The organism is Pantoea sp. SO10, from assembly GCF_005281435.1.
Lineage (GTDB): Bacteria > Pseudomonadota > Gammaproteobacteria > Enterobacterales > Enterobacteriaceae > Pantoea > Pantoea leporis.
In genome coordinates this window covers 313,412-336,964 of sequence record NZ_CP040096.1, presented here as the reverse complement: position 1 = coordinate 336,964, position 23,553 = coordinate 313,412, and the positions used below count along the sequence as shown (strand labels likewise).

The 23,553-nt window shown below is 56.4% G+C and carries 18 protein-coding genes; 11 read left to right on the top strand and 7 right to left on the bottom strand.

Annotated elements, in window-relative coordinates:
- Positions 1–39 precede the first annotated feature (39 nt).
- Together fusA and FCN45_RS21030 are read left to right on the top strand one after the other, a co-directional pair.
- Positions 40–2,136, top strand: a complete 2,097-nt coding sequence (gene fusA / locus FCN45_RS21035) for an elongation factor G (protein ID WP_137387138.1) — start codon at positions 40–42, stop codon at positions 2,134–2,136.
- Positions 2,137–2,304: 168 nt separating this feature from the next.
- Positions 2,305–2,898 carry a LuxR C-terminal-related transcriptional regulator gene (locus FCN45_RS21030; RefSeq protein ID WP_137387137.1) on the top strand — a complete coding sequence of 198 codons (594 nt, stop codon included), beginning with the start codon at positions 2,305–2,307 and terminating at the stop codon, positions 2,896–2,898.
- 151 nt (positions 2,899–3,049) lie between these two features.
- Here FCN45_RS21030 and FCN45_RS21025 read toward each other — a convergent pair whose 3' ends face one another.
- From FCN45_RS21025 to FCN45_RS21010, 4 genes are all read right to left on the bottom strand, one after another.
- Positions 3,050–4,216, bottom strand: a complete 1,167-nt coding sequence (locus FCN45_RS21025; RefSeq protein ID WP_137387136.1) for a CfaE/CblD family pilus tip adhesin — start codon at positions 4,214–4,216, stop codon at positions 3,050–3,052.
- 12 nt (positions 4,217–4,228) lie between these two features.
- Positions 4,229–6,964 (bottom strand): TcfC E-set like domain-containing protein, encoded by a 2,736-nt coding sequence (locus tag FCN45_RS21020; protein ID WP_137387135.1) that lies wholly within the window; start codon positions 6,962–6,964, stop codon positions 4,229–4,231.
- Positions 6,965–7,040: 76 nt separating this feature from the next.
- Complete coding sequence (locus tag FCN45_RS21015) at positions 7,041–7,544, bottom strand: CS1 type fimbrial major subunit (RefSeq protein ID WP_101761189.1); 504 nt, start codon at positions 7,542–7,544, stop codon at positions 7,041–7,043.
- A gap of 102 nt (positions 7,545–7,646) precedes the next feature.
- Positions 7,647–8,444 (bottom strand): fimbrial protein, encoded by a 798-nt coding sequence (locus FCN45_RS21010; protein ID WP_137387134.1) that lies wholly within the window; start codon positions 8,442–8,444, stop codon positions 7,647–7,649.
- A 488-nt stretch (positions 8,445–8,932) separates the two neighbouring features.
- Here FCN45_RS21010 and FCN45_RS21005 point away from each other — a divergent pair, with 488 nt between their 5' ends.
- From FCN45_RS21005 to FCN45_RS20970, 8 genes are all read left to right on the top strand, one after another.
- Complete coding sequence (locus FCN45_RS21005; protein WP_137387133.1) at positions 8,933–9,805, top strand: hypothetical protein; 873 nt, start codon at positions 8,933–8,935, stop codon at positions 9,803–9,805.
- Between the two features lie 159 nt (positions 9,806–9,964).
- Positions 9,965–11,578 (top strand): ABC transporter substrate-binding protein, encoded by a 1,614-nt coding sequence (locus FCN45_RS21000; protein ID WP_137387132.1) that lies wholly within the window; start codon positions 9,965–9,967, stop codon positions 11,576–11,578.
- Between the two features lie 570 nt (positions 11,579–12,148).
- Positions 12,149–12,673 (top strand): GNAT family N-acetyltransferase, encoded by a 525-nt coding sequence (locus FCN45_RS20995; protein WP_101761768.1) that lies wholly within the window; start codon positions 12,149–12,151, stop codon positions 12,671–12,673.
- 36 nt (positions 12,674–12,709) lie between these two features.
- Positions 12,710–14,323: an ABC transporter substrate-binding protein gene (locus FCN45_RS20990; RefSeq protein WP_137387131.1), complete on the top strand. Its 1,614-nt coding sequence runs from the start codon at positions 12,710–12,712 to the stop codon at positions 14,321–14,323.
- A gap of 12 nt (positions 14,324–14,335) precedes the next feature.
- Positions 14,336–15,328 (top strand): ABC transporter permease, encoded by a 993-nt coding sequence (locus FCN45_RS20985; RefSeq protein ID WP_137387130.1) that lies wholly within the window; start codon positions 14,336–14,338, stop codon positions 15,326–15,328.
- Positions 15,325–16,158 carry an ABC transporter permease gene (locus FCN45_RS20980; protein WP_137387129.1) on the top strand — a complete coding sequence of 278 codons (834 nt, stop codon included), beginning with the start codon at positions 15,325–15,327 and terminating at the stop codon, positions 16,156–16,158. The genes FCN45_RS20985 and FCN45_RS20980 overlap by 4 nt, the downstream gene beginning before the upstream one ends.
- On the top strand, positions 16,155–17,762 hold the full coding sequence (locus FCN45_RS20975; RefSeq protein WP_137387128.1) for an ABC transporter ATP-binding protein: 1,608 nt from the start codon (positions 16,155–16,157) through the stop codon (positions 17,760–17,762). Before FCN45_RS20980 ends, FCN45_RS20975 begins: the two co-directional genes overlap by 4 nt.
- A gap of 10 nt (positions 17,763–17,772) precedes the next feature.
- Positions 17,773–19,113 (top strand): LLM class flavin-dependent oxidoreductase, encoded by a 1,341-nt coding sequence (locus FCN45_RS20970; RefSeq protein ID WP_137387127.1) that lies wholly within the window; start codon positions 17,773–17,775, stop codon positions 19,111–19,113.
- A gap of 84 nt (positions 19,114–19,197) precedes the next feature.
- Here the strand turns inward: FCN45_RS20970 and FCN45_RS20965 are convergent, their stop codons facing one another.
- Positions 19,198–19,983: a phosphate/phosphite/phosphonate ABC transporter substrate-binding protein gene (locus tag FCN45_RS20965; RefSeq protein ID WP_371419615.1), complete on the bottom strand. Its 786-nt coding sequence runs from the start codon at positions 19,981–19,983 to the stop codon at positions 19,198–19,200.
- The gene (locus tag FCN45_RS20960) at positions 19,880–20,947 is read right to left on the bottom strand and encodes a fatty acid desaturase (RefSeq protein WP_137387125.1); all 1,068 of its coding nucleotides are present in this window, start codon (positions 20,945–20,947) and stop codon (positions 19,880–19,882) included. The genes FCN45_RS20965 and FCN45_RS20960 overlap by 104 nt, the downstream gene beginning before the upstream one ends.
- Before the next feature lie 204 nt (positions 20,948–21,151).
- Here FCN45_RS20960 and FCN45_RS20955 point away from each other — a divergent pair, with 204 nt between their 5' ends.
- Complete coding sequence (locus FCN45_RS20955) at positions 21,152–22,174, top strand: LLM class flavin-dependent oxidoreductase (protein WP_137387124.1); 1,023 nt, start codon at positions 21,152–21,154, stop codon at positions 22,172–22,174.
- Positions 22,175–22,272: 98 nt separating this feature from the next.
- Here FCN45_RS20955 and FCN45_RS20950 read toward each other — a convergent pair whose 3' ends face one another.
- Positions 22,273–23,544 (bottom strand): alanine racemase, encoded by a 1,272-nt coding sequence (locus FCN45_RS20950; protein WP_137387123.1) that lies wholly within the window; start codon positions 23,542–23,544, stop codon positions 22,273–22,275.
- Positions 23,545–23,553: the final 9 nt, after the last annotated feature.

Sequence of the window (23,553 nt, the reverse complement as noted above, 5' to 3'; positions counted from 1 at the left end):
TGCGCGCCGCAGAACGAGTCGAATGACTAAGGACGCATCATGCCCCGAACCCTCCCCATCGAACGTTATCGCAACATCGGCATCTCCGCGCACATCGATGCCGGTAAAACCACCACCACCGAGCGCATCCTGTTTTACACCGGAATGAGCCATAAGTTAGGTGAAGTGCACGATGGCGCGGCAACCACTGACTGGATGGCGCAGGAGCAGGAGCGTGGAATCACCATTACTTCGGCGGCGGTGAGCTGCTTCTGGCCGGGCATGGACGGCAGCTTTACGCCGCACCGTATCAACATCATCGATACGCCCGGACACGTCGATTTCACCATTGAAGTTGAGCGCTCAATGCGCGTACTCGATGGCGCGGTGATGGTGTATGACGCGGTTGGCGGCGTGCAGCCGCAGTCTGAAACCGTGTGGCGCCAGGCCAACAAATATCATGTGCCGCGCATCGCCTTCGTCAATAAAATGGACCGTCAAGGCGCGGACTTCTTCCGCGTGGTGCAGATGATGAAAGATCGCCTGCACGCCAATCCGGTGCCGATTGTCATTCCCATCGGCGCGGAAGAGCACTTTAGCGGCGTGGTCGATCTCAACAAAATGCGCGCTATTTACTGGGACGACGCCAGCCAGGGCATGAGTTTCAGCTATGCGCCGATTCCTGCTGAGTTGCAGGCACTTGCTGCTGAGTGGCGCGAGAACATGGTGGCAGCGGCGGCAGAAGCCAGCGAAGCACTGATGGATCGCTATCTGGAGCAGGGCGATCTCAGTGAAGAGGAGGTGGTTGCCGGATTGCGTCAGCGCACCTTGCTCGGTGAAATCCAGCCGATGCTGTGCGGCAGCGCGTTCAAAAACAAAGGCGTGCAGCGCATGCTCGACGCGGTGATTGAGCTGATGCCTTCGCCGCTCGACGTACCGGCGGTGAACGGCGTCAACGAGCAGGGCGAACACGATGAACGTCATGCGGATGACAGCGAACCGTTCTCGGCGCTGGCGTTCAAGCTGATGAGCGATCCTTACGTGGGCCAGCTGACTTTTGTGCGCGTCTATTCCGGCGTGCTGCGTAAAGGCGACAGCGTGTGGAACGCGGTGAAAGGACGCAAAGAGCGTATCGGTCGCATCGTCCAGATGCAGGCCAATGACCGCATTGAGATCGAAGAGATTCGTGCCGGCGATATCGCCGCCTGCGTGGGTTTGAAAGAGGTCACCACCGGCGAAACGCTGTGCGATCCCCATGCGGTGATCACGCTGGAGCGCATGGAGTTTCCCGATCCGGTGATTTCGCTGTCAATTGAGCCGAAAACCAAGAGCGATCAGGAGAAAATGGGCCTGGCGCTGCAGCGGCTGGCGGCCGAAGATCCGTCGTTCCGTCTGCACACCGATGAGGAATCGGGCCAGACGATTATTTCCGGCATGGGCGAGCTGCATCTGGAGATTATCGTGGATCGCATGAAGCGCGAGTTTGGCGTGGAAGCCAACATCGGTCGGCCGCAGGTTACCTATCGCGAAACCATTCGCAAAACGGTGCGTGAAGTGGAAGGTAAGTTTGTGCGCCAGTCGGGCGGTAAAGGTCAGTACGGCCATGTGGTGCTGACGCTGGAACCGCAGCAGGCGGGGGCCGGATTTGCCTTTGAAGACGCCACCAAAGGCGGCGTAGTACCGCGCGAGTTCATTCCTTCGGTGGAGAAGGGGATTCGTGAAGCGCTGAACAGCGGCGTGCTGGCTGGTTATCCGGTGGTGGACATCAAAGCCACGCTGACGTTTGGTTCGTACCACGATGTCGATTCATCGGAGATGGCATTCCGTATGGCGGCGATCTTTGGCTTTAAAGCCGCCGCGAAACTGGCCGATCCGGTGATCCTCGAACCGCTGATGCAGGTGGAAGTGGAAACGCCGGAAGAGTATGCCGGTGGCGTGATGGGCGATTTGTCGGCGCGGCGCGGTACGCTGCAAGGCATGGATGAAAGCTTTGGTGCACGCATTATTCGCGCCGAAGTGCCGCTGTCCGAGATGTTTGGCTACGCCACCACGCTACGATCGATGTCGCAAGGCCGCGCCACTTACAGCATGGAGTTTGCGCACTATGCGGAAGCACCCCGCAACGTGGCTGAGAGCATCATTGCCGCGCGCGCCTAAGCTTTAGTATGAAATCAGACCGGGCACAGAGGTAACACTTTGTACCCGGCCTACTTTTAAATCGACCTGTCGACCGCGTGAGTCATTTAGCACCAAAAATGGACAGTTAATTTCCGCCAGGAAGCCGATAGTATTCGCAGAATTAGGGATATTTATCGGAAATTAATCATGGATGTCATTTATCTGGATCAGTCTTGCTACCACCAGCAGGGCTTAATTGCACTGCTGGAACATTCAAATATCACGTGCTGTAATACGCTTCGAGAAATGAAGGCGCTGATGTGTGACAGGGAAAAAACCGCCACTCTTTCGCCAATCATTATTTTTGATCTGCCAGAAAACTTCCGCGCGGCGCTGGCTCAGATAGATTATCTGACCAGACTAAAAATCACCTTGAACGCGACGCTGATTTTCTTTTCAGATTCAGTGAAAAACAAGATTAACTATAGCAGCCATGCCATCGCAGCCGATTGTTTTATCGATAAAAAATCTTCAACCGGTACCATTAGTACTAAGTTGGCAATGATGCTGTGCCAGCATAAGAGCGACCAGCTAATGACGGCTCCCGGATTAAATAATCATTTAACCAGGAAGGAGTTTAACTTTCTGCGATGCTTATTCACTTACGAATCGATTGAAGATGTGGCGAAAATAACCGGGATAAATAAAAAAACGCTCTATAGCCATCAGAATAAAATCGTAAAAAAACTCAATCTGAAAAACAGCCTGCATCTCTATCAGCGTTTCACCAATAATTTTTAAATCACAAATCTAATGCATAATACCGATAATTTGATAGCTGCGTCTAATCATCGCACATTCCGTAGCGGCGCGATTTATCGCGCAATAAATTGCGCCGCTACAGTGTGTGCGCTCGGTAATTACAGTTTTTATGACATTACCGCCCGCGCCATTATTGCGTCGTCGGGGTATAAATAATTCTCAACGTCCCCTGATAACGCCCCGCTGTTTTTGACGATAACGTGAAGGCGGGTGTAACAAGCTGCATCGGCGCAGGAACGCACAGCACTGAATTGCTCTGTCCCGGTAACACAACCCGTCGCAACACACCTCTGTTGGTGCCACTCCAGATAATCTCACTGCCGTTCTCAACCACCTGACGCGCTTTGGTCAGCGGGTTGATTACTTCAATCGCATAATCGAGGCGATTTTGCGCCAGAGTTTTATCCGCGCCTGTGCGATATAGCGAAAACAACCCCGTTCCCCGGCCGGGCGCGGCTGCACCTTCGTCCTGAAACAACAGGCTAACCCGGTTGCTGTCAGAATTATTGCCGTCGTACAGGCACATATCCAGCGAACGGCTGCCGCTAACGGTGGTAGTGGCGCGCGCTCCGGGGAAGGTTTTTAAACCGAGATCCACAGTGGCGGCTGCATTGCCAAACTCCGGCAGATAGATCTGCTGGTTGCCGTAATCTGTCACCTTAAAGGTCATGTTGGCGATCCAGTCACCCATTTTCGTCACATTGGTACAACCCACGTTTACGTTTTGCGAATTTCCGGTGCAGGACGTCACTGGCCACTGCATCAGCGACATTTTCAGCGTCGCGCTCCAGGTGCCCGCCGATGGGAATTTACTCAGCTCGGAAGAGGGAAGATAAGCCGAATAATCGGTGCCATCGCCACGTGGCGTGACGGCCCCGCCAAAGGCATTCATCGGAACCAGATTGGTCGCCACCACCACATTATTCAGCGAGCGTCTTTTGGTGAGATAGACATTCAGTACCAACGTCTGTTTGGTGCTGCTTTCGGTAAACAACAGCGGCACGGGATAGGGTGACGGCGACGCTTCCAGCCAGACAGGTAATGTCAGGCAGGCACCATATTGATTGCTGGTGCGCGACTGGCAAACCAGCGTATTGCGGCCCCATTTTGGTGCGTCATTGGTATCGTAACCGCCATTTTCATTGGTCCAGATCGGCAATTGCGCCGGTACTGACATGCGGTCAAAGGTTACGGCAACGCTGGTATTGCGCCCTGAAGGCGTGAGCATGGCGGCCTGCACCTGCATGCCCGCGATGAGGGCCAACAGCGTCAGCGCGCGAATAACTCTACTTTTCATTTAAAATCCCTATTATTGTTCCGGCGAAGACGACGTGGTACGTGCCAGCGGAACCTCATCCGCCTGGCGGGTGACAATCAGCATTTTTGCTCGTTGCTGCACATCCTGCGGCACTGAAGCCAGCTCGATGGGTTTGCAGTCGCTGTCGCCGACATAACGCACTACGTCATGGGTGCTTTTCACCTTCATTTCACAGCGGTACATCTGCATGCCGCGCACCATGTACAGATTTTTTATGCGGTGATCGGTCTCAGCGCTGAATCCGCCCTGGCCTAAACCGGACCAGCTGGCGACATTCAGCGGCGTGGCGCCTTCCAGTGGACGCTGTTGATTGATCATCAGCCTGCCAAGCCAGGTGTAGCGCGAAACAATATTCACTTTGCTCACCAGCATGCGGCCCGGCGCGATAAACAGCGTGCGTCGTCCGGCACCCTGGGTGATTTCACTGCGCATGCCGTCGGTGGATTCGATGGAATCGTTGATGCTGATCGCGCTCTGGGTGTGAGCCGGTACGCTGAATAACGTGCGGCCGGTGCCGTGCAGGCTGGCGCTGCCCGCACCATCAACGGAGACATCCACCCTCGTGTCGCGGCTTTCATCGCTGCTTGCCACATGTACGCCCACCGCCGCCCCGGGCAGGCCGTTGCCCCATTTGCCCCAATAGAGGCCGGAACGCGCTACCGCCAATGAGGAGTTGTAGCTGCCGCTGCTGCTGAAGCGCTGAGCGGATGAACCGGACGACGCAGAGCTGAATGCCAGGCTGCCGCTGCCGTATTCGCCCGCAGTTTTGCCGTAAACGGAAGCATTCAAAGTATTTTCCTGATTACCGTTAAGGTTCACGCCGATCTCCTGCTGATTCTGCGCATCGAAATACCAGTTTTGCGCCACGTTATAGCCAATCTGATCCTTGTTGTTGCGATCGGTTTGGTAGGTCATGCCGAGCGAACTGTAGCTCGAACGTGAATTGATGGTTGGCGTGCTGACGCGCGAGAGTGAGACGGAGAGGAAGCCACCGTTGTCGCGCTGAGTTCCGCTGCTGCTGGTGCGGGTAAAGAGATTGGCGCTGGTATTAATATTGAGTCCGTTGACACTGAAGCCGCGCCCCAGGCCAGCCTGCCAGGTGGTGGTCTGCGTTTTACTGTAGATGTTGCGGCGCGCCCACTGCGGCACGATGCCGTTATCATCCCACTGCACCGGAAGTACATTGCGGCCCTCGTTCTTGCTGGCGCTGTAACCGGCATTCAGATACCAGCTTTTCACCGGCACGCTGAACATCAGGCTGCTGCTCTGGTAACACCCGCTAAAACCGTATTGCCCACCGTTGTTGCTGTAGCAATCCTGCGCATACAGGGCGCTGCGGTAGAAACTGAGGGAGAATCCGTCGTTATAAGCGACCTGCTGGATATTGCCGCGCGAACCTTCGCTGCCTTTCAGGTAGCTAAAGCGGGTGGTGAGGATGCCGTCGAGCAGGGGATTATCAAATCCGTGGCTCCAGTCGAGTGCGCTTTCAATAAAGCGGTTGCGGTTGGTCACGGCGACACCGCCGGTCAGCGCAGCGTCTTGCATCACAGGCACTTTGATGCCCGCCTGCATCACACGGCGATCGGCACCCGATTGCGATGCAGCGCCGTTGCCCTGCATCTCGCGATCGGGAATGGAGCCGCCTTGCACAAACCATTCAATGTTCTGGCTGGTGGCATTACCGGTGCGGCTGAAAGGAACCTGTTGGGTACGCGACAACTGATTATCTTCATAGATACGTAGCGTCACGCTATAGCTACCATTGGGAAAGGCGCTGGTATCAAGATTTTGCGTGCCGGCATTGAGGTAAAAGGTGCCAAGCAGTTGCTGCCCGCGATAAGCATCAATACGCGACGGGCGCGTAATAAAGACAGTGACCGGCGTGCCTTGCGCCGCCTGTGCGCGGTTCATCCAGGCGAGCGTCGATCCCACGCGCGCCCCTTCGATGGTGCTGAGCGGCAGCTGGCTTAAGGTAATGTTGCCGCCGGCGTTGCTGAAGATATCGCGCGAATCCATGCGTCCGGCCTGCACATAATAGCGTTTGCCGAGATCGCGGCGCAGAAACACGTTGTTAAAACGCACTTCCTGATGACTTTGCTGCCGGTATTTTTGCGCCAGATAGTCCCAGTCAATTCCGGCATAGCTGTTTTCAGTGAATCCTAGCGCGCCCGCCCCCTGCAGCGATAACGTCTGGTCATCGCGGTTGGTGACGAAGTTAATATTCTGCTGATGAATAAACGCCGCTTCCGTTTCGGCGGTCTGCTGGTAATAGGGCGATGAGTTGTCAGCCGCAAGCGGCACAAATTCCGAGCCGAGAAACAGCGCCACTTTGGCATTATTTTCGTCATAGATCAGCGCGAGGGAATCGGTCTCCAGATAGTCACAGCCCGCTGCGCCGCCGTTGCTGCTGCATGCCTTATTACCGTTGCGTGCCAAAGGTTCACTGATGAGATGGTTTAAGCGCTTTTCCTGCTGCGGATCCTTTTGATAATGCTGCATCACCGCCCGTGCAACCTGATGCGGTTTCAAGAACCTGACGCTATCCAGCGAAACAGAAGCTTCAAACAAGCCAAGCGATTGCCCGTAAACAAAAAGGTTGACCCACAGCGTCTGGCCGGTAACCAGCGATTCAAAACCAGGCGGAACCTGCGTGGCAGCACGAGGAGCAAGAGAAGGGATCAGGGTAATGAAAGAGGCTATTAAAGCGACGTGAATATTGACCTTCATTACAGCATCCTGCTGAAAAAGAATAATAAGGGGGCCGAGCGGCCCCCGAAATAATTGATCAGTCAATGCCGACAAATTAGCTCTGCGTGGTGGCCTGCGTAATTAACAGGCTCACAACGCCGGAATAGGTGCCGGTTGCCAGCACGCCCGGCGTGGTCTGCGAAATTTTCAGTGGCAATACTGACGAACCGTTTGCGGTGCCCGCCGGGAACAGCGAGGCGTAAGTCAGGGCCGTGTTCGTGGTGGTGATCGGTTTTAAATCCGCACCCAGCGTGACGGTCAAAGGTACCGCTGTACCGGTAACGGTATTGTTAAGCTGAGCGGCACTCACCAGCGCAACGTTGATATTGGCAGTTTGCGAGTTCGACCAGATTTTGGTGTCCAGAGAATAGGTAGATAAACCACGGCCCGGAATATATTGCATATTAATGGTGCCGGGTAATGCGGTTCCGTCCGCCTGCGTCATATCCACCGTCGAATCAACATTCGCATTCACCGTAATATCTTTCTGCACCGCCTGTGCATTAAATACAGCCGTTAACGCAGCAGCGATGACTAGTGGTTTGATTAATTTTTGCATTTGTAGCTCCGTGAAAATCCTTGTACTGGCCGTAAATGACCGTCTCATGGGTAATGAACTGCTTTATAACAAACAGGTTGTTATTCCTTTAATACGTGTTGATCAGTGTCCTATAACGTACTCGGCGATATTCCGCGTATTGAGATCAACATGTTTTATTCTGACTTCCTGAGCAGCGGCTAATTCTGCCGAACTCCAGGCTTTAAAACGCAATGTCTCATCCGGATAAACCGTGGCGTGTTCTTTTTTCCACTGACAGCTGCTGCTGCTATGTTGTTTTGAGCAAACCGCGACCTCACGAATCACTACGCGAACCGTGCCAGCGTTTTTGACTTCGCCTGATGCTGATTGCGTGAGCGATAATCTGGCATTACGCGGCGGAATATGTACCAGCACGCCCCAGACTAAATTGATGCCGACCTGGTTGCTGATGTTATTATTCTGCGGCGATTTATCTTTCAATTCATCCGGGGCAGCCACGGCCTCGAAGTAAACGCGCCAGGCAGTCTCTTTTTCTGGCGGTTGTAATGAAATCAGCCGAATAATGCGTTGTGAACCGGAAGCCAGCGCGAATTTATCCGGAGTGGCGATAAGCGATGGCGAAACGGCATCTTCAACCAATATTTCTTTTTCAAACGGTGTTGCAGGGCGCTCAATTCGCTTGATGCTGACGCGAATAAACTGCGCTTCACCGCTTTGCGATAATGTCTGCACCTGTGCCGCACCCTGATTATTTAGGGTGGCTTCCATCGGATAGACACTCATATTCGCCCATGCCACTGGCATGGAAATAAAACCCATTATAATCAGTGTGTAAGCGAGTTTTTTCACCAGGGTGTTATGGCTTAAAATAGCCATTGAAAGGCCGTGACGCAGTGTCTTATGCGGTGAGTCTTCCATGATATATCCTTATAAATTCCATCAAAAATCTGTCGGATATTCCCTGTATGAATCGGCTTAGCTATAAACCAGTCTCACTTAACCAAGTGGAATAACCGTGCGTTAAGAAAGTTCTCATAGGGGCTTTGTTAAGTCACTGTCCATTTTTGTGGTTAATTTTTTTAAGCCGTGCTACAAAGGGAATACTTGAGGAAATATCGCGACCTAACTTAATGAAATAATTGTAAAAACAAAGATCAATTTTCAGGCTTAGAAATGGGCATGTCAGCTCAGAATAAATCAAGCTTTACATAAAATAGTCCATTGATGGTAAGATCGTGCCCAGAAGGGCAAAAAGACCCATGTTAATCTTAAAATATTAACCTCAGAAATAATACCTCCATAAAGCATCATCAACCGCCTCTCAACAGGATTTAAATAAATCCAGGAGCATGAGAGTGATTTTCTAAAAATTTTATAATTGATAACCAGGCACACCACACAGCAATATGAAAAGCAAACAGCAACTCACAGCATTAATTCACCAACGCGCAGCCGAGATTAAGTCAAATGACAACATCTCATTAGTTATGCAGAAGCATTACAAACTGTTGTTCAGATTGTATCTGACTAAGCCGCTCTATTTTAAAGTCATTTTCAAAGCTAATCGCTTTATTATTGGCTCGGCCATCATGGCGTACGCCTTCACCTCAGCAAACCCAACGCTGCGTGATGTAAAAGACTTTTGTAAAAAAACCGGTCTGATTAGCGACAACACTATTGATTCCTTTCTGCTCTTTATTCGGGTCGGTGGGCGTATGGAAGTTAAAAAGGACGCGCAGGATAAACGAAAGTTAACCTACACGGTGACCCGCAAAGCGCTGGATGAAACGCGGGCTTTAATTAATACCATGATGATTCCTTACGGTATGTTGTACGACGATTTCGATGTTTCGGCTTGCCTGAAAATGGAAAACTTTCATGCCGAATACTTCAAAAATTACGCTGAAATCACGCTCAAGCATGTTTACTTGTTCGATATGGTGCCAGAGAGTAAAGCCTTCATTTTCAGGGATGCCGGGCACATGCTGTTGATGGATCTGTACATCGAGAGTCTGCAACAAAAAACCACTGTTATTGAGTACAACTATCTGAAAGCGTCAGTGAAATGTGGGGTTTCGCGTTCGCACATTAAACGCTGCCTGCAGGACGCTGAAGCAGCCGGGTTGCTGACGCTGAATAAAACCAGTAATACGCTCATTTTGCATCTCTCCTTTATGCAGATGGCGCTGGATTATTTTGCGGTCTATATGGCGATGGTCGAGTACGGGTTGCGCGGTTTAACTGGCGTGCCTCAGCTACCGGCGAGCCTGTCACGATAATCTGCTTTTTCGCTGACTGGTGAATTGCCAAATCCAACAAATCGATTGCCACTATTGTCGTTTTACATTTATTTGTCCGGGTTTTAATAATTCAGCGGGAATTAATACAGGCCAGATTAAGGCCTTACATAATATTTACCTGCAATTACCAAGGACACTATGAAATTCACTTCAATAGCTTTGGCATTAGGTTTTAGCCTCCTGGGAAGCACGATTAACGCGGTAGCCGCCGACCAACCGGTAAGCGGCGGCAGCCTGACGGTCGGTGTTGAAACCGAGCCGACCACTTTTAACCCGCAGCTTAACGGTCAGGACAAAGCGGAAATCACGCTGCGTAACTTCTGGGAATCACTGCTGGCGCGCCGCCCGGATGGCAGCTTTGTGCCGTGGCTGGCGCAGAGTTATGAAGCCAGCCAGGATGGTAAAGTGATCCGCTTTAATCTGCGTCAGGACGTCACCTTCTCTAACGGCGAGAAGTTTGATGCCAACGCGGTGGCTGATAACTTCCGTCAAACTCAGGTCGCGCAATACTGCGCCGGCACCAGTTTGTGCCTGATGGGTTCGCATATTGAGAAGATTGAAACGCCGGACGATCACACGGTGGTGATCACCCTGAAAGAGGTCTACTCACCGTTTCTGTCCTTCGCTGCGGGCTTACAGATTCTGGCGCCGGCCAGCTGGAAATCTCCACAGCTGAAATCGGGCGGCAAAGATCTGGCGGGCACCGGGCCGTTTATTCTCGAAAGCTATGAGAAAGGCCAGCAGGTGACCTACGTTAAAAACCCGAAATACAACTGGGCGCCGGCCACCGCGCAGCATCAGGGACCAGCGTATCTTGATCGCGTGACCTATCGCTTCCTGCCGGAATCATCGGTGCGCACTGGCGCGCTGCTGTCTGGTCAGGTTGATGCTATTGAAGGCATTTCCGGTAACGATGCCGGTGAATTCAAAGACAATCCCGACTTTACCTATCAGCATGCGCTGAACACCGGTACGCCATATTCCCTGTTCCTCAACGTGGAATATGGCCCGACGCAGGATGTGAAAGTGCGCCAGGCGTTGTTGCAAGGTCTGGATATCGATCCGCTGCTGAAGTCGGTGTATCGCGGCGAACGCACCCGCGCGTGGGGCATTACTTCGCCCATCGATCCGCTTTACAACAAAGAGCTGGAGGGCAAATACGGCAACAATCCGGATGCGGCCAACACGCTGCTGGATGAAGCAGGCTGGAAAATCCGCGATGGCGAAGGCTTCCGCACCAAAGATGGCCAGCGTCTGCGCATTGAGCTGATTCAGGCACAGGCAACGGTGCGCGACCAGCGCGATGTGCTGCTGCAGGCGATTCAGGCGCAGGCGCGTCAGCGTCTTGGCGTGGATCTCAAGCTGAACTACGTTGATTCTGGTACTTATGCTGATGTGCGTAAAAGCGGCAAGTTTGGCACCATCGCCAACTCCAACACGCCAACCGATGGCGTGGATATCGAAAACCACTATCGTCCGATCGCTCAGGGCGGCGCAATTAACTACAGCCGCGTCAACGATGAGAAGATCAATGGCTTGCTGGATAAAGCCGCCAGCACGCTGGATCTTAAGCAGCGCCGCGATTTCTACAGCCAACTGCAGCAGGTCGCGCTACCGCAGCTGGCGCTGGCAGTGCCGCTCTACGAACCGGAAGATCAGTTAGCCACCGCCAGCTACGTGCACGGCTACGGTTTCCGCAGCTATAAGCAGATGCCAGAAAGCGTTTACGATGTGTGGGTAACTAAACCGTAATATCGCCCGTTCCGGCTCCGCCTTTCGCCCGCGTCCTGCGGGCTCTCCTGGCTTCCTCGCTTCGTTCAGCGCTGCGGATTGCCTGCCCAAAAGTGGCCCCGGCCTGCTTAAACTTCTGTGCGTGTTTTTGAAAAGGGCACATTTGCTAAAGGCGCTGGCGCGTCTGCTGCGGCAAAAGGGCTATCCGCAGCGCTGAGGCTTTTACGTTGGGCCAGGAGCCTCACGCAGGGATGCGTGAGGCAGTTCGGGGCCGGCCAGGACGGCCGATCCGCGAACGGTCCGTTTGGCACAACGTTGAAGCCGAAGGTACCGCGTAAGCGGCGCGAGGACGGCCCGTGACGCAGCAGATGTGTCAGAGCCCGCTACCTGTTCAAAGCAAAATGCTTGCTTAACTGACAGTCATTACGCCATTAATTGCGACCCTACGAGGGTTTTATTTCCGTGGGCATTATTGCATCGCAATAAAATACCATTTCCCATATTCAACAAATCGATTGCCGTTATTCTCGGTTTACTTTAATCCGCCGGATTTTAATACTTTCGGCAGGATTGAATAAGGAAACGGTCACCATGAGTCAGCTAATTGAAGTTGCCAAGCCCGACGATGCGGAAGAAATATTTGCCCTGTTGCAACGCGCCTATGCTGCGCTGGTGGCACTGGATGTGCATTTCACCATTTCACAGGGCAACGTCGAGCAGGTGCGCCGCGTCATCGAGCAGGAAACCGTGCTGGTGCTGCGCAAATGGAAACGCGCGGTGGCGACCGTCACGGTGCGTTTTCCGTGGCAGCAGGATGAACATGCGCCTTCGTCGCTGCCGTTTATCCACTGGTTCGCCGTCGACCCTGATTACAAAGGGCAGGGCTACGGCCGCGACATCATCACCTACGCCGAAGAAACCCTGCTGAAAGAGACGCTGAAAGCGCCGGGCGTCTATCTCGCCACCGCCATCAAGCATCCATGGCTGAGCGAGCTCTATCTGCGTCGCGGTTATCAACCGTTCCATCACCGCACCAATCCATTAGGCGAAGCGCTGGTGTTTCTGAAAAAGGAATTCAACCCGCCAGCCGATCAACCCATCGCCAAAATCGCCTGAATAACTAAAAAAGCACCTGCAACCACCAAGGATCTTATGAAAGCGAATTCAATCACTCTCGCGCTGGGTGTGACCTGCCTGCTGGGAAGCGCATCTCTTTTTGCCGCTGAGCAACCGCGCAGCGGCGGCAGCTTAACCTTCGGCGTCGAAACTGAACCCGTGCCGTTTAACCCGCAGCTGAATGGGCAATCCAAAGCGGAAGTGACGCTGCGTAACGTGTGGGAATCGCTGCTGGCGCGTCGAACCGACGGCAGTTTCATACCCTGGCTGGCAGAAAGTTATGAGGTCAGTCCGGACGGCAAAGTGTATCGCTTTAGCCTGCGCCGCGACGTCACCTTTTCCAACGGCGAGAAGCTGGATGCCAATGCGGTGGCCGAGAATTTCCGCCATGTGCAGGATGCAAAGTATTGCGCCGGCAGCAGCATCTGCGCATTGGGCGCGAGAATTGCCAGCGTGGCGACGCCAGACGATCACACCGTCACCATCACACTGAAGCAGGGCTATTCGCCGTTCCTGTCGTTCGCCGCCAAATTGCAGATTCTGGCACCGGCCAGCTGGAACTCGCCGCAGCTGAAAGCCGGTGGCAAAGAGATTGCGGGCACCGGGCCGTTTATTATCGAGAGCTACGAAAAAGGCCAGCAGGTGACATTCGTACGCAACCCGCACTACAACTGGGCGCCCGCCACCGCTAAGCATCAAGGCCCGGCCTATCTGGAACGCGTGACCTATCGCTTCCTGCCGGAATCCTCGGTGCGTACCGGCGCGCTGCTGTCTGGGCAGCTGGACGCGATTGAAGGGATTTCCGGCAATGACGCCGGTGAATTCAAAGACAATCCCGACTTCACTTATCAGCACGCGCTGAATACCGGCACGCCGTATTCACTGTTCCTTAATGTGGAATACGGCCCGACGCAGGATGTGAACGTGCGTCAGGCGTTACTACAAGGGCTGGATATCGATCCGCTGCTGAAGTCGGTGTATCGCGGCGAACGCACTCGCGCGTGGGGGATTACTTCGCCGGTCGATCCGCTCTACAACAACGATCTCGAAGGTCAGTATGGTAACAATCCCGCTGCCGCCAACCAGCTGTTGGATGAAGCGGGCTGGCAAACGCGCGATAGCGACGGTTTCCGCACTAAAGACGGCCAGCGTCTGAGCATTGAAGTGATTCAGGCGCAGGCAACGGTGCGCGATCAGCGTGATGTGCTGCTGCAGGCGGTTCAGGCGCAGGCGCGCCAGCGTCTCGGCGTGGAGATCAAACTGCGCTACGTCGATTCTGGCACCTACACCGAGGTGCGCAACACCGGCCACTTCGGCTCGATTGCTAACTCGAATACCGAAACCGACGGCATCGATATCGAAAACCACTATCGACCGGTAAAAGCTGGCGGGCCGATTAACTACAGCCGCATCAACAGCCCGCAAATCAACGGCTGGCTCGATCAGGCGGCAGCGACGCTGGATATTAATCAGCGCCGTAAATTCTACAGCCAGCTGCAGCAATACGCGCTGCGACAGCAGGCGCTGGCGATCCCGCTGTATGAACCAGAAGACCAGATCGCCACCGCCAGCTACGTGCACGGTGCCGGTTTCCGCAGTTTTAAACAGATGCCGGAGAACGCGTACGACATCTGGCTCAGCGACCACTAACAGGAGGCGAAGATGAGTCTGGAAAGCATTGTCACCCGCACGCCACGCGCGCGTCGGCCATCGGTGTGGCGCAGCGACCTGACGCGCCGTATCGTCAGCCGCCTGCTGGGCGGCGTTCTGGTGCTGTGGGCGGCGGTTTCGCTGGCCTTTCTCGGCGTGCATCTGGCGCCGGGCGATATCGTCAGCCTGCTGATCGGTGAGCAGCTGCGTACGCCAGCCATTGAGGCGGCGATCCGCGCCGAATGGGGCCTGAACGAACCGCTGTGGTGGCAATATCTACACTATATGTGGCGCGTGCTGCACGGCGATTTTGGTCGTTCTTACATGCTCAACACTGAAGTCAGCCATCTGCTGGCCACGCAGCTGTGGCCCACCATCAAACTGACGCTGGCGGCGCTGCTGGTCAGCATTATTTTTGCGGTGGTGATTGCCGTCGGCACCGCGCATCGTCGCATTGGTCGCCGCGTGGCTAACGGTGTCGAGCTGCTGCTGGCCTCCACGCCCTCTTTCTGGATGGGCATCGTGCTGCTGTTTATTTTCAGCTTTACGCTGCGCTGGTTCCCGGTGGCGGGCGATCGCTCGCTATCGTCGCTGGTGCTACCGGCGCTTGCGCTCGGTCTGGCGCAGGGCGCGGTGATCGCTCAGCTGCTGCGCCGCGAGCTGGAGCGCGCGCTGGATGCGCCATTCACCCTGACGCTGCGCGCGTGGGGCGTGGGGGAAACCACTATTCGTCTGCGCCACGCGCTGCGTCATGCGGCGCTGCCTGCGGTCACGTTAACCGGCTGGCTGGTGGGCGGATTGCTGAGCGGCGCGGTGATTACTGAACAGGTATTTGGTCGTCCCGGCCTTGGCAAACTGACCGTCGATGCAGTGCTGGCGCAGGATCTACCCATGGTGCTGGCGGTAGCGATTCTCTCGGCGCTGATCTACGTGGTGATGAGCACCCTGGTTGACATCCTATCACTGTGGATTGATCCGCGTTTGCGCGGGGAGAGCAAATCATGATTGCCGTGCTGCAACGTCTCCCGGTTGCGCTGCCCGCCGCGGTATGGGCAGCGATTCTGTTTCTCATTGTATTGGCTATCGCGGTGATCGCGCCACAGTGGCTGGCGCACAGCGATCCGCTGCTGGCCGATCCGGTTAACGCGCAGCTGCCGCCGTCGGCGCAGCATTGGCTGGGCACCGATCAGCTGGGACGCGATCTGCTGACGCGTGTGATCTACGGCAGCCGCTATTCGCTGCTGATCAGCGTGGCGGCGATGGCGCTGGCGGTGGTGTTTGGCACCTTGCTGGGATTGGCGGCGGCGCTGGCGCGTGGCGTAGTTGATGAGCTGTTGAGCCGCACGGTGGATGTGATTTCCGCCTTTCCCGATCTGCTGCTAGCGCTGATGCTGATCGCCTTTACCGGGCCCGGCACTAACAACCTGATTATCGCGCTCGGCGTCGCATCGGTGCCGCGTTTTGCCCGCGTGGTGCGGGCACAAACCTACAGCGTGATGACCTCCGGCTATGTTGAGCAGGCGCGTACGTTTGGCCTGTCACGTTTCACGCTGATCACGCGCCACATTTTGCCGCACGCCATTGCGCAGGTGCCGGCGCTGGCCACGCTGGGGCTCGGCACCGCGATTATCGGTACCGCCGGACTGAGTTTCCTCGGCATGGGGCCGCAGCCACCGACCGCCGAATGGGGCCTGATGCTGGCGGAAGGACGCAATTATCTGCGTAACGCATGGTGGATCGCCGTGTGGCCGGGCGTTTTTATCACGCTGACGGTGATTGCGGTGAATACGCTGGGTCGTTACTGGCAGGCACGTTTTGAAGGACGATCCGCATGAGCCAGCCGTTTATTGATATCCAGAATCTCTCGATTCGTTTCGGGCCGCAGCAGGTGGTGAAAAACCTCAACCTGCAGGTCGCGGCGGGCGAATCCGTGGCGCTGGTCGGGGAATCCGGTTCCGGCAAAACCCTGACCGCGCGCAGCCTGCTTGGCCTGCTGCCGGAGGGCGCAGTGTTAACCGCCGACCGTTTCACCATTGACGGCCGCGATATGCGCCACGCCAGCCGCGGCGACTGGCGCGCGCTGCGCGGTCGCCGCATTGGCTATGTGTTGCAGGACGCGCTGGTGTCGCTCGATCCGCTACGCCGCATTGGTCAGCAGCTGAGTGATGCCCTAAGCGCCGCCGGTCATCGCGACAATTTGCAGGACACAAGCCTCGCACTGCTGAAGGCGGCGGGCATTCACGATGCCGAAAGCCGCCTCGAACGCTATCCGCATCAGCTCTCGGGCGGCCAGCGCCAGCGTGCGTTAATTGCTACCGCGCTGGCCGGTACGCCAACCTTATTGATCGCCGATGAACCGACCACCGCGCTGGATATGACGGTGCAGCGCCAGATTCTGCAACTGCTGGCGCAGCGCCGCCGCTACGGCCACGGCCTGCTGCTGATCAGCCACGATTTGGCGGTGGTGGCGGAACTGGCGGATCGCGTGCTGGTGATGCGCGATGGCGAAGTGGTGGAGCAGGGCAACAGCGGTCCGCTGCTCCATCGTCCGCAACACGCCTGGACGCAGCGCCTGCTGCGCGCGGTGCCAACGCCCGCCACGCGCGGTCTGCGCCTGAGCGCGGCTGAGCCGACGCCGCTGCCGCCGCGCCCGACACCCAGCAGCGCACCGTTGCTGGAAGGCATCGGCCTGCATAAAGCCTATGGCGATCGCCTGGTGCTCAACGACATCAACTTCACGCTGCACGCCGGAGAGACGCTTGGCGTGGTCGGCGAATCCGGCTCCGGCAAAACCTCGCTGGTGAAAGTGGTGATGGGCTTAACCGAACCGGACAGCGGCACGCTGCTGCTGGAAGGTGAGCGCTGGGATCGTCTGCCGGAGAAAGCGCGCCGCGCCCGGCGTGCGCGCTTGCAGCTGATCGCGCAGGATCCGTTCAGCTCATTCGACCCGCGCTACACGGTAGAGAAAATTATCGGCGAAAGCCTCGATAGTGCCGGAATTTACGGCGATGCGCGGCGTCAGCGCGTGCGTCAACTGCTCGATGAAGTGCAGCTCGGCGACCGCTTCCTGCAGCGCTACCCGCAACAGCTTTCCGGCGGTCAGCGCCAGCGCGTGGCGATTGCGCGCGCTTTTGCACCGAATCCGGCGCTGCTGGTGGCCGATGAACCGGTCAGCGCGCTCGATGTTTCGGTGCAGGCGCAGGTGCTGGATCTGTTGGCCGATATGCAGGCCGAACACGGCACCGCGCTGCTGTTTATCTCTCACGATCTCGGCGTGATCCAGCATCTGGCGGATCGCGTGCTGGTGATGCAGAACGGGCAAGTGGTGGAGAGCGGGGCGCTGCAGCAGGTGTTCGCCGCGCCGCAGCATCCGTGGACGCAAAAACTGTTACAGGCGCTGCCGGTCATTCCTGACTGGCAGCCCGCGAACGCATACTAAGGAGAGCAGAATGAGTCAGACACAACGCCAGCTGCGGCTGGGCGCGATTATTCAGGGCGTATCCGGCAACATGTCGGCATGGCGTCATCCCGATGCGGTGGCGGATGCCAGCATTAACATCGATTACGTGCTGGATCTGGCGCGAAAAGCTGAGCAGGCGAAGATCGATTTCCTGTTTGTCGCCGATGGCTTGTACATCACGCCGCAGTCGATTCCGCACTTCCTCAACCGTTTTGAGCCGATCACCTTGCTGTCGGCGCTGTCGCTGGTGACCCAAAAAATCGGTCTGGTCGCTACGCTTTCTACCTCCTACAGCGAGCCGTTTACCGTGGCGCGCCAGTTCGCCAGCCTCGATCATCTGAGCGGCGGTCGCGTCGGCTGGAACGTGGTGACGTCGCCGCTGGAAGGATCGGCGAAAAACTTCTCGCGCAGCACCCATCCAGAACACGACGAGCGTTACCGCGTTGCCAGCGAATATTTGCAGGTCGTGAAAGGGCTGTGGGATTCGTGGGAAGGCGATGCCTTTGTGCGCGACAAACAGAGCGGAGAATTCTTCGCCGCCGACAAGCTGCATACGCTAAATCATAAAGGACACTACTTCTCGGTGCAGGGACCGCTCAACGTCGGTCGCTCGCCGCAGGGCCGCCCGATTGTGTTCCAGGCAGGCGCGTCGGAAGCGGGCAAAGCCTTTGCCGCCGAAGCCGCCGATGCCATTTATACGCGCCAGGAAACGCTGGAGCAGGCGCGCGAGTTTCGTGAAGACGTGCGCCGCCGGCTGGCGGCACGCGGGCGCGATGCCGATGATATCCGTGTGTTCCAGGGCATCAGCGTGATTATTGGCGAAACGGAACAGGATGCCGAGCGCCGCTATCAGCAAACCGCCGAGCTGGTGACCATCGATAAAGCGCTGGAGTATCTTGGTCGCTACTTCGAGCATCACGATTTCAGCCAGTACGCGCTGGATGAAGCTTTCCCGGACATTGGCGAGCTGGGCAGCAACAGCTTCCGCAGCACCACCGACAAGATCAAACAGAACGCGCGCGAACGTGGCTTAACGCTGCGCCAGGCGGCGCTGGAAGAAGCGACGCCGCGTCCGAGTTTCCTGGGTACGGCGGAGCAGGTTGCCGAAGGGCTGGCAAACTGGTTCCTGCAGGGCGCAACCGACGGCTTTATCGTGCGTGGCGGTACGCCAACGGCGTTTGATGATTTTGTGGCGCAGGTCATTCCGCTGTTGCAGGCGCGGGGTATTTATCGCAAAGAGTATGAAGGCGAGACGCTGCGTGAAAATCTCGGGTTGGCCGAGCCGGAAAACCAGTTCGCCGTGCAGCGTAGTAGCCAGCAGGTGGCATGAAGATTAAAACAGCGCGATGAATCGCGCCGCTGCGAATAGATGCACATGTTCGTCGCGGCGCAATTTATTGCTCAGGGTTGAATATCACAGGCTCGTCACGCCCAGCGCGGCGGCGCGATCTTTCCACTCCCGCACTTCGTCATAAAACGCCCGATCGCTCACGCTGAATCCACTAATCAAACTCTCCGCTAACAGATCCTGATAACGCTTTTCGCTGGTCAGTTCGCTCAACGCACTGCGCAATTTCTCGAGGGTTGCTGCATCGGTTTTGGCTGACGTAATCAGCGGCAGCGCGGCGCACAGCGGTGTTTCGCCGATGATCTCCAGCCCCGCCAGCTCCTGCGGGAAATTGCGGCGCAGCAGCGCCCAGGTGATGCAATCAATCGCCGCGATATCCGCCTCGCCCGCGCGCAACGCCGCCAGCGACTGACGATGGCTGCCGCTGAAGCGGGTTGCGCTGAAGAATGTCCCGTTCTGCGCCAGCGGCGCAATCACGTAGCGCAGCGAGTTGAAACCGGAGTGGGAATCGTTGCTGTTGCACACCGCGCGCCGTCCGCGAAAGTCGCTTAGCGTCAGGTTCTCATCTGCGCTGCGCACTACCAGCCAGCTGCGATAGCGCTGGCCGTCGCAGCCCTGGGCGCTGGAGAGGAAGGTGCCAACCAGTTGCACATCGGGCAGCAGCTCCACCAACGGATAACCACAGGTTTGGCTCAGCAGCAGCCGGTCATCGCGCCAGTGCGGCAGTAAATCCTGCGGCCAGCTCACTTCAGCTGGCACGCCGCGTTGTTGCAGCAGCGTCGTTAGCGCTGAGGTCAGGCCGATAGTCGCCTGATGGTTGATGTCGTACATCGGTAACGAAAGAGTGGGCATCCTGTGCATCCTTTTGCGTACCCGGATGGGCATTAACCTCGACCGATTTGCGCCAGAAGCGGGTTATCCATTCGCCATAACCGGCGACGCGAAAACCGTGGTTACGCTGGTGATAACCATCGCGATACAGCAAATAGACTTTGCGTAATCCGTACCACGGCAAACCGGGTAGATCGTGATGTACAGAATGATAGTTGAGATTGAGGAACAGCAAACGCCATGGCAACGCGGCTTCGTTATTGACCGAGCGCGCCAGCGGCTCCTCGTCGGCACGATGCTCGTAGAAGGATCGTACTTTGGTCAGCATCAGCGCCGGATAACTCACCGTCAGCACCAACCACAGCGGCGAGAAGCCATGCAGCGTCATCCAGTAAAACAGCACGTTCAGTAAGGTGAGATGAATAATCCACATCGCCATCGCCGGTTTATCGCGATCAATAAAGGCCTGCACCAGCTTTTTGAGGGTGGCGGCCATATCCAGCAGCGGGCCGATCAGCAAACGTCCGGGAAAGGTGTTGCGCAGATGAATCACCTGCTGCTGCCACGGCTTGAGTTGCGCCCAGCGCTCAGGCGAAAGGTAGTAGGTTTCCGGATCTTCATCGGGATCGGTCAGCGTGTGGTTGCGGTGATGCGCCAGATGCGAGTCGCGGTACAAGCCATACGGATACCACACCGCCAGCGGCAGCGTGCCGAACAGCTGGTTGAAACGGGGAAAACGCGTCGGGTGGCCGTGAATCAACTCGTGCTGCAGGGACATATACCAGGTGGTAAACAGGACCAGCAGCAGCGTGCTCAGCGTTAACCCCAACGTTCGCCAATAGACAACGCTGGCGAACCAACCGCCGTACACCGCCACCATCAATAGCCACGTTGGCAATTCGCTGCGCCACAGCCAGCTGCGCGCCAGTTGCTGCACCACGTCACGCTGTTGCGCACTGAGATAGGCGGATGTCCCTTTATTCATGGTGAAGCCGAACCTGTAAACAGTAATTAGGCTTTTGACGATGATTGATCACCGTGATGAACACAAAGAATCTCTTTTTCTTAGTTATGCAAAAAAGTTGATGAAGCGCGCGAAATCTATTGGCTATCAGTCACCTCGTCTGTGGCGTAACCTTGCTGCATTGAAAACGTTCGAGCCAGCGCGGCTCACGAGGAGAATTTCAGCATGAAAAAGATTGGCTTCTTATCTTTTGGTCACTGGACCCCATCATCACAATCCGCTACCCGTTCGGCGCAGGACGTACTGCTGCAATCGATTGATTTAGCAGTCGCCGCCGAAGAGTTGGGTGCCGATGGCGCTTACTTCCGCGTGCACCACTTTGCGCGTCAGTTAAGCTCGCCGTTTCCGCTGCTGGCGGCGGTCGGTGCGCGCACCAAAAAGATTGAAATTGGTACCGGCGTGATCGACATGCGCTACGAAAACCCGCTGTATATGGCGGAAGATGCCGGTGCGGCGGATCTGATTTCTAACGGTCGTCTGCAGCTCGGCCTGAGCCGTGGCTCGCCGGAGCAGGTTATCGAAGGCTATCGCTACTTTGGCTTTGATCCGCAAAACGGTGAGAGCGATGCCGATATGGGCCGTCGCCATACCGAGGAACTGTTGGAAGTGCTGCGCGGTGAAGGTTTTGCTAAACCCAATCCGCAGCCGATGTTCCCCAATCCACCGGGCTTGTTACGTCTTGAACCGTTCTCGGCCGGTTTGCGTGAGCGTATCTGGTGGGGTTCTGGCTCCAACGCGACATCTATCTGGGCGGCGCAGCAGGGCATGAACCTGCAAAGCTCCACACTGAAAGATGATGAAACCGGCGAACCGTTCCACGTGCAGCAGGCGAAGCAGATTCGTGCTTATCGTCAGGCGTGGGAAGCGGCGGGCCATCAGCGTACGCCGCGTGTTTCGGTGAGCCGCAGCATTTTTGCGCTGACCAATGACACCGACCGCGCGTACTTTGGTCGCAGTGGACAGGATCGGGATTCGGTGGGTTTCCTCGACGAGAAAACCCGCGCCATCTTTGGTCGCAGTTATGCCGCCGAGCCGGATCAGTTGATCAAACAGCTGGCGCAGGACGAAGGGATTGCCGAAGCGGATACGCTGTTGCTGACCATCCCGAATCAGTTAGGCGTGGATTACTGTGCGCACGTGATTGAGAGCATTTTGACCCACGTTGCACCGGAGTTGGGTTGGCGTTGATGTAATAAATTGCGTTGCTACAACAGATGCACCATTCCGTAGCGGCGCGATTTATCGCGCAATAAATTGCCCCGCTACGAACACCGACTAATTACCCATCAAAACGCTGTTTCCAGTGAATCTGTGACGCAATAATCATCATCCACCAGCGGCAGATAGCGCCATTTATCAAAGGCGGTACAAGGATGCGAAATACCGCAGCCGACCCAATCGCCTACATGCAGCGGCTCATCCTCCGGCAATAACAGATAAGCATGCTGATCGTTCACATCACTGATACGCAAATGCGTCGCCGCACGTGGGGCGCTGCCATCGGCGTTGCGGATCCACAGCGGATTGGGCAGATCCTGATCGAACGGGACATCGCGGCGGCCAAAATCGACGAATGCCAGGCCCGGCTCCGGACGCGACAACACGCGGCCCCAAATCTCCAGCGCGGCAGCAAAATGATGCGTTGCGCCCGGCTGAGCAAAGGGCGCGATGCGTGCATAGAGTCCGCTGTCGTGCGCCATATAGGCGCCGGAGCGGATCAGCGGCGTCACCGGCAGCGGCAGTTTCGCCGCGGTGAAGCACGCTGTCACCACATCAAACCAGGCGCCGCCACCGGCGCTGAGGATGATGTGATCGCTGGCAAACAGCTGCTTTTCCGCCAGCAATTCAGCGGTAGCGATCATCATCTGGCAGTAATCTTTCACGCGCTGAATGCCGCTTTCATCGCGGCCTGCACCGAGCGCGCCTTCATAACCGGCCACGCCCACCAGCTTGAGCGCCGGGCAGGCGGCGATCGCTTCGGCAATCGCCACCGCATCTTGCTGAGAACGACAACCGGTGCGGCCGCCGCTGACAGACATCTCCAGCAGCACCGAAATCTGGCTGTCGCCGAGGTTCTCCGCCAACAGCTTCACGCCTTGCAGCGAATCGACGTAGCACAGGAAGCCATGATCGGGATGCTGCTGCTGCCATTGCGCAATCCAGCGAATACCCGCCGGATCGACCAACTCGTTGGCGAGAAACACATTGCGGATACCGAACTGACGCAGCGCGCGCACCTGCGCGGGCGTGGCGGCACCCAAACCCCAGGCGCCGCCTGCGCTAATCGCACGGCGCAAAACGGCAGGCGACATCGAGGTTTTCCCGTGCGCGGCCAGTATCACGCCGTTTTCGCGGCAGAAGTCTGCCAGCTGGCGCAGATTGTTCTCCAGCGCCGACTGTTTCATGATCATCAGCGGCGAAAACACCTGATCGCTGTTCAGCACCGCCGTGCCGAGAGCCAGCGGCGACTCGCCGGCTCCGGCAACCGATTTAAAACGTGGCGCGGTTTGCTGCGCATCCAGTAATCCATCCGCCTGCAGCGGAAAGCGAATCGACATAGATCCTCC

Bases quoted from the DNA above. Each gene is read 5' to 3' on its own strand.
- fusA (WP_137387138.1), top strand. From the start codon at position 40: ATGCCCCGAACCCTCCCCATCGAACGTTATCGCAACATCGGCATCTCC.
- FCN45_RS21030 (WP_137387137.1), top strand. From the start codon at position 2,305: ATGGATGTCATTTATCTGGATCAGTCTTGCTACCACCAGCAGGGCTTA.
- FCN45_RS21025 (WP_137387136.1), bottom strand. From the start codon at position 4,216: ATGAAAAGTAGAGTTATTCGCGCGCTGACGCTGTTGGCCCTCATCGCG.
- FCN45_RS21020 (WP_137387135.1), bottom strand. From the start codon at position 6,964: ATGAAGGTCAATATTCACGTCGCTTTAATAGCCTCTTTCATTACCCTG.
- FCN45_RS21015 (WP_101761189.1), bottom strand. From the start codon at position 7,544: ATGCAAAAATTAATCAAACCACTAGTCATCGCTGCTGCGTTAACGGCT.
- FCN45_RS21010 (WP_137387134.1), bottom strand. From the start codon at position 8,444: ATGGAAGACTCACCGCATAAGACACTGCGTCACGGCCTTTCAATGGCT.
- FCN45_RS21005 (WP_137387133.1), top strand. From the start codon at position 8,933: ATGAAAAGCAAACAGCAACTCACAGCATTAATTCACCAACGCGCAGCC.
- FCN45_RS21000 (WP_137387132.1), top strand. From the start codon at position 9,965: ATGAAATTCACTTCAATAGCTTTGGCATTAGGTTTTAGCCTCCTGGGA.
- FCN45_RS20995 (WP_101761768.1), top strand. From the start codon at position 12,149: ATGAGTCAGCTAATTGAAGTTGCCAAGCCCGACGATGCGGAAGAAATA.
- FCN45_RS20990 (WP_137387131.1), top strand. From the start codon at position 12,710: ATGAAAGCGAATTCAATCACTCTCGCGCTGGGTGTGACCTGCCTGCTG.
- FCN45_RS20985 (WP_137387130.1), top strand. From the start codon at position 14,336: ATGAGTCTGGAAAGCATTGTCACCCGCACGCCACGCGCGCGTCGGCCA.
- FCN45_RS20980 (WP_137387129.1), top strand. From the start codon at position 15,325: ATGATTGCCGTGCTGCAACGTCTCCCGGTTGCGCTGCCCGCCGCGGTA.
- FCN45_RS20975 (WP_137387128.1), top strand. From the start codon at position 16,155: ATGAGCCAGCCGTTTATTGATATCCAGAATCTCTCGATTCGTTTCGGG.
- FCN45_RS20970 (WP_137387127.1), top strand. From the start codon at position 17,773: ATGAGTCAGACACAACGCCAGCTGCGGCTGGGCGCGATTATTCAGGGC.
- FCN45_RS20965 (WP_371419615.1), bottom strand. From the start codon at position 19,983: ATGCCCACTCTTTCGTTACCGATGTACGACATCAACCATCAGGCGACT.
- FCN45_RS20960 (WP_137387125.1), bottom strand. From the start codon at position 20,947: ATGAATAAAGGGACATCCGCCTATCTCAGTGCGCAACAGCGTGACGTG.
- FCN45_RS20955 (WP_137387124.1), top strand. From the start codon at position 21,152: ATGAAAAAGATTGGCTTCTTATCTTTTGGTCACTGGACCCCATCATCA.
- FCN45_RS20950 (WP_137387123.1), bottom strand. From the start codon at position 23,544: ATGTCGATTCGCTTTCCGCTGCAGGCGGATGGATTACTGGATGCGCAG.